The following is a 5,947-nucleotide window of genomic DNA, read 5'->3' as shown; positions in this document are numbered from 1 at the left end:
TTTATGTGCTTGAGCGAGAACGCTGTTAACTGTGTCTATCACAATAACGGTGACGAAGCTCATAACAACGATTTCGATAGCGTAGGTTAGTGTGGATTGTAGAGTTTCCATTGTTTTTCTCCTGAAGAACGAGAGATTTTCAATGGCAACTAGCGAAGCGAATTGACCTCCTGTTCTCACGGGAGGTCTGGAACAATTAAATGTCAGAACGGAATTTCGATTTCATCAAGTTCTTCGTCTTGAAACAAGCAGAACAGTTCTATCTTCAATGGGTTGATTAGTCTTTGCAGAAATTGATAATTCTGTGGATGCCAACAGCCGTCGCTCAACGAATTTTCCAGCCAGCCCTGAAGTTGGTCAATTAGTTCTGGGTTATTGCTAATCAGATGCTTTTCTGCCTCAGTCCACTCACGCTGCGAACCATCTGCAACTACTACAAAGATTTGATTGGTCATGATTATTTGTCCACCAATTTCCACAAAACTTGTGCGTAGCGTTTGTGATTTCCTGGCATTTAAGTATTATACAAGAAGGGCTGTGTATGAAAAAATGCTTGAGCAAACTGTTTACCGACTAGACATCTGGCAAGAATGCAAGTGGCAACGGCACACGCGATTTTACGCCTTAACGCTGTGTCAGAATGTATTTGGCGAGTGGGTCATCACCAAAACCTGGGGTAGTGCTGCCAAAAAAGGATTCGGTAAATCACAAGACCTAGATTTTCCTGATTATCAAGCCGCATTGGACAACTATCAAAAGCTACAGCAGCGCAGAGAGAAACGAGGGTACACAAAGTTTGAGGGAAAATCACGATACTGCTTAATTCCAGCACAAACCACATTGCCCCAGCCCCCAACCAGAGAAAACAAGCTTTCTCCTGGGCAGCTGTCGTTATTTTAGTCCAGTATCCCCAATAATATCTTGAACAGTATTTCAAGCTGATCTGGCACTATGTACAGGTTTAAATCCTCGTAAATTACATTCTCTTGTTGCTGGAGAAAACCAAATTTCCAGATGTTACCAATTGTTACCGCACCATAAATCTTGGTTGATTCTGACTCACTAATTTGTGCCAATGCGATCAACTCTACAGCTAACTGGGTAAAACCTCTGGTCAAGTCAGCATTTTTGGCTTCCACTATCAACAGTTGGTTGCTGTTTTTGATGTAGTAGTCTAATGTCCCTTTTAAGTATTCACCAGCATTCACCGGATACTCAATGTTCAGCTTAGTTTGGTAATAATCGCACACTTCAAATAATATCGGAGCGATCGCCGCTTGTTTTCTCGCATCCTCCGTCAACAAACTAGTTAGCCGAAGGTTTCTGTTGATAGTTGTATTTAGCTGCTCAAAGCTAGTTGGGAGGTTCTCGACAGCAGGTAAGTCTAATTTTTGATTAAGATAATTGTAGTCAAGCTCTTTCAATATCTCTTCTATTGGAAAAGACATTTGGAAGTAATTACTAAAAGTGTAGCTTTGTCCTGGTTGTAATATTTTTGTCATATTAAAACATCCCAAGGTGTAAATTTAACCAAGGCAGGATTTAATTACTGCCAATTTCAAATAGTCGCACAGTTTTTCTGCCGGATTAAACACAGCATTGGACTTAGTAGAAAAGCTAAATCTATACTAATTATTTATATAGATAAAATTCCAGGTATTCGATGCCCAGCAAGTACATAGAAGTTCAAGAATACACCGTCAGAGCGCACAAACGTCAGATCCACACGCGCACATTCAACTTTGTCTGTAAGCAGTGCGAACAAACAACCTCTCGTGAGACTTATGGCCCACGACCTCTGTACTGCGAAACCTGCCGTCCTCCAGTACCACCTAAGAAGTCTTCTGTAGCTGCACCAGCTAAAAAAGGTAAGCCCAGGGCTAAGGTTTATCGAAGTGATGTTGATTTTCAGAAGTCTTCATAAGGCGATCGCTGACTGTAAGCAAAATGCTTCTGGTGCGTAATTAACCAGAAGCATTGAAGTAATTTGCTTTGGGCGATTTCAATCGTTGATAGTACAATTATACTATTTCTCTAGACATAATTACATAAGAGTTTCAATTTCGTGTAGTGTTTGTTTAAGAACTTCATGTAATTTAGAAAGTCTAGTTGGTTCTAATGATTTTAAGTTTATTGATTGTATATCTTTAATAGTTTTATCTATTTGTTTTTCATGTTTGGTTTTATTATTAGAAGCATTGTACTTCTCTAGTGTTTGCTTAACTAATGTTTTAGTTTGGCTCAAGGAGAGTTTGTTTTGAACGACTTGCTGAGTAATTTGAACACGAATGCCTCTAGCCTGAGATTCATCAACTTTTAGCTGTTCAGCAGATAGTTTGTTAAGTTCCCTTATTTTGCTACTTTCTAATCCTTCAGAGCGAATAATAACCTTGAGGTCTTCTGCCACCTTGAGTAGAGGAAAAATATTATTATTAACAGATACTGGATTAAGTTGTAGCCCTAGTAAGACAGAAACTATTTCATATTCTTCCTGTTCCTTAAAATCAGATGTTTCTAGCCACTCTTGCTGAGTTATTAAATCAGCATCTTTGATCAGTGCTAAATCTTGTATCTTCTGACTGCGGACTAGACGATTAATAAAAGCATTGAGGAATTTTGGGATTTCATCTTCCTGACCGATGAAATTAGGGTATTTAAATATAATTAATCTAATTAAGGCAGTGGCTAAATCAAGATCATGAAGTTTTTGCGAGTGAATACTAGTTACTAGTTGCCCTTCAAAGACTGCTACTTCGTCTGGAATTTCTTCTTTGGATAAAAAGACGGCTTTTAGTTTTGTCATTTCAGCTAATGGAGCTGCTCTCCACCTGAGTTCTCCATCAAATAATTTGTAACGCCCATCAAGTTGAGGAATAAGCACTATTGGATTTTGCTGTCCTTGCCTACGCAAGCTTTCAGCTCGTTCCTGAATTATTAATGGAGGAAATGTTTGTCTAGGTTGTGTGGGGTCGGGATCTATAAGACTAATTGCAATTTCATGTACCCCACCTTGAGTAGCCAGCTGGTTAGTGAGTTGCTCAATTTGCTGTTCTAATACAGCTTTTTCTTCTGGGCTGAATACATTTGCCCGTAACTGAGTAATTTCTGCCTCAAGTTTCTCTATCTGACTTTTAAGTTGATGAATTTGCTGAGACTGTCCTGCTTGACCAAACAGTTGACTAATCTCCACAGGTTTTTTACTTGGCATTATCAATCCTCTGTTATTAATTTAATTAAGCTACTCACAATTGGCTTGAAATCTTCACTAGCATCATAGCCAGGTCGATATAAATGCAAGGGTAATCCAGAACCACTAGCTTTGAGATAATAATTCGACTCTCGAATGAAGGGAAAGCAGCGAATTCCCATTTGTTCAATTAAGTAAGGAAGAGTTTTTTCAGGATCAATATCACTTCTGGGTTTGCCTTTTTTGTCTAGCCCTAAAATATCCCTATGCGCTCCTACATCGTATAAATCTACCCTTGTAGGTACAAACCCTAAAATTTCAGGTTGTGGTTTTAATCTTAAATCGTCTACTTTACTATAGAACCAATCTAAAAAACCTGCGAAAGCTCCTGTATCTTTATACTCTGGCTTAATGGGAACAAGTACATGAGTACAAGCTGCTAGAGCTATTAATCCCATAGGCTCTAAAGAGGCAGGAGTATCAAAAATAATTAAGTCACTGTTTAAAGGAAAATCTTCTAATCTATCTTTGAGCGTATAGTGACGGCGACTGTAATTATATATTTCGGCAATACTTTCTTCCAGAAATTTACCGCCTTGAATAGCTGTCACAGTGGAAATATGTTCTTCCCAAAGCGGAATCAATGGGTAGTTACCTGCGAATGTTTTTTTTAATACAATTGCTAGAGATTGTTCCATCGCTGCTGGTGCAAGCCTAGCAAAGATACACAGTGAACCGTTTTGATCAAGCTCTATTAAAGTAACTTTGTAACCTTTTGCACCAACAGCATAAGCCAAATGGGTTGCGACAGTGGTTTTCCCCGATCCGCCTGCATTACTAGCAATTGTTAGCCGAATCTGCTTTTTAGCTGGTTTCTTTTTCATGGCAAAGTTTTTTGATATCCATATAATTTTTAACTCTAGTTATTAAAAGCCACAAATATACCAAAACGATTTTAGTCGTAACTTTGATAAAAGCTTGCCTAGAGGCGAGAGTACAAACTGTCTAAGAAGTCTAAAGAAAAAAATTAACCATTCAGGTTATCTATGTGAAACTAACATTAGTTTCAAAAACGATGAAACTAATGTTAGTTTCATTATTCAATACCTTTGCCAATTTACGAGGGTGATTGGATGTACAAACTCTGATTCCTCTGAAACTGGGCAAAAACAATCAGTTCTAAAAATACCTTTCAGGTTTCCCGCAAGGTATTTTTTAGTATATTGCCCACAGTATATAGGCTCTGACACTCCAAGCCACCTTGTTAGCAAAAGGTTTATGTATGGGTAATTTTGCCAGTTTTTTGCCAAAATTTTTGTAGGCTCTTATTTTGGCAAAGGTATTGATTATTAAGTGCATTATTCTTCAATGTGTTAAACATTGGATACCATCTACAAATTCAACCAGCCACATACTCTAGCATTTTCTGTTGCTCACGTCGTAGAACTTTAATAGCCTGCTGCTGAATGTGATTAACCCTAGCTGGACTGATTTGGAGTCTTTGGGCAATTTGTTTAGCAGTTACCTTGCCTTCGTTGCTGAAGCCAAAACGTAATAAAATTACCTGCTTTTGTATTGGTGTTAGTAGACTCAACCAATCATTCAGGTCTTGACAAAAAAGTTCTTGAGCAACATACTCGAACGGAGAAAGACTATCGTCAGGTAAAAGTTTTTGTAATTGCGTGTCTTGCTCCTCGCCAACTTGTAAGTCTAAGGAAACAGGTTGACGAAATGCCGCCAAATATTCTCTAACCTGAGTTGGCTGTACATTAATAACTTTTGCTATTTCTGTAATTGTGGCAGGGCGACCAATTTTTTGAGAAAGCTCCTGTTGAACTTTCCTAATTCGCATAAACTTCTCACTCAAATGACAGGGGAGTCTAACAGTGCGTGATTTTTCGGCAATCGCTCGCATGATAGCTTGGCGAATCCACCAGTAGGCACAAGTGGAGAATTTATAGCCACGATTAGGGTCAAACTTTTCAGCAGCCTGCTGCAAGCCGATTACGCCTTCTTGAACTAAATCTAACAAGTCTAGATTGCTCCACTGATGTTTTTTAGCGATCGCTACTACCAAGCGGAGGTTGGCGTTAATCATTTTTTGTTTGGCACGTTGACCTTGTTCTAGGATGAAGTTTAACTGTGCTTCAGTTTTTTTGAGTTTTGCAGCTAGTTCAACATTAGTGATTTCTCTATGAAGCTGTTGCTGGAGAATAGATTTTTGTTGCTGGACGGCTATCAACTCCTGTATCTGTCTAGCATAGAGAATCTCTTGTTCTGGTTTTAGCAATGGGAAGCGACTAATTTCTTTAAGGTAAATGCCAACTGTATCTGAATCAAGCCTAGACATGGAACTTAACTGGTTTGGTAACAAAGATGTTGACACAGAGTATAAATCAAATACTTAAATATCGAAATTAATTTCTGTTGTCAATGTTAATCAGGTTTTTGTTCAGTCAAGAATGAGGCTATTGTAGCGGGAATATCAATATCGTAGATGTTCAGGAATACCGATGGTGAGCAACTGATTGCTTAAAACAGGCACTGGCTATAACAAATTAAAAGATGATTTTACTGAATTGTTACAACCAAAGTTTGTATTTGAATAGAACAAATTAACTTAAGCCAAAAAATAAGTAAACCTTGCAAAAAATCCAAAACTACAAATAGGGGTCAAATGGGGGTCATATAACCCCCAACAATTAAAATTCACAGATGGGGGTCAAATGGGGGTTATATAGGTTACATTTGACCCCCATT

7 protein-coding genes are annotated in these 5,947 nt (G+C 38.3%); 2 read left to right on the top strand and 5 right to left on the bottom strand.

What is annotated here, in order from left to right:
• Positions 1-203: 203 nt before the first annotated feature.
• Positions 204-455: a hypothetical protein gene (locus tag H6G79_RS35980; protein ID WP_190595294.1), complete on the bottom strand. Its 252-nt coding sequence runs from the start codon at positions 453-455 to the stop codon at positions 204-206.
• Between the two features lie 94 nt (positions 456-549).
• Here H6G79_RS35980 and H6G79_RS35975 point away from each other — a divergent pair, with 94 nt between their 5' ends.
• Positions 550-900 carry a WGR domain-containing protein gene (locus tag H6G79_RS35975; RefSeq protein ID WP_190595295.1) on the top strand — a complete coding sequence of 117 codons (351 nt, stop codon included), beginning with the start codon at positions 550-552 and terminating at the stop codon, positions 898-900.
• On the opposite strand, the gene H6G79_RS35970 is transcribed toward H6G79_RS35975, so the two are convergent.
• The gene (locus H6G79_RS35970) at positions 897-1,502 is read right to left on the bottom strand and encodes a hypothetical protein (RefSeq protein WP_190595296.1); all 606 of its coding nucleotides are present in this window, start codon (positions 1,500-1,502) and stop codon (positions 897-899) included. The two genes, H6G79_RS35975 and H6G79_RS35970, sit on opposite strands and share 4 nt — an antisense overlap.
• Positions 1,503-1,663: 161 nt before the next feature.
• Between H6G79_RS35970 and H6G79_RS35965 the strand changes: the two genes are divergently transcribed.
• Positions 1,664-1,924: a hypothetical protein gene (locus H6G79_RS35965; RefSeq protein WP_190595297.1), complete on the top strand. Its 261-nt coding sequence runs from the start codon at positions 1,664-1,666 to the stop codon at positions 1,922-1,924.
• A 120-nt stretch (positions 1,925-2,044) separates the two neighbouring features.
• On the opposite strand, the gene H6G79_RS35960 is transcribed toward H6G79_RS35965, so the two are convergent.
• From H6G79_RS35960 to H6G79_RS35950, 3 genes are all read right to left on the bottom strand, one after another.
• Entirely contained in the window at positions 2,045-3,208 is a 1,164-nt protein-coding gene (locus tag H6G79_RS35960) for a ParB/RepB/Spo0J family partition protein (RefSeq protein WP_190595298.1), read from the bottom strand.
• Positions 3,209-3,210: 2 nt separating this feature from the next.
• Positions 3,211-4,071, bottom strand: a complete 861-nt coding sequence (locus H6G79_RS35955) for a ParA family protein (protein WP_190595299.1) — start codon at positions 4,069-4,071, stop codon at positions 3,211-3,213.
• Between the two features lie 515 nt (positions 4,072-4,586).
• Positions 4,587-5,537 carry an RNA polymerase sigma factor, RpoD/SigA family gene (locus H6G79_RS35950; RefSeq protein ID WP_190595300.1) on the bottom strand — a complete coding sequence of 317 codons (951 nt, stop codon included), beginning with the start codon at positions 5,535-5,537 and terminating at the stop codon, positions 4,587-4,589.
• Positions 5,538-5,947: the final 410 nt, after the last annotated feature.

This window comes from Anabaena sp. FACHB-83, assembly GCF_014697485.1.
Taxonomy (GTDB): domain Bacteria; phylum Cyanobacteriota; class Cyanobacteriia; order Cyanobacteriales; family Nostocaceae; genus Nostoc_B.
Note: the sequence above shows the minus strand (reverse complement) of the source record. Positions and strands in the feature narration are given on the sequence as shown.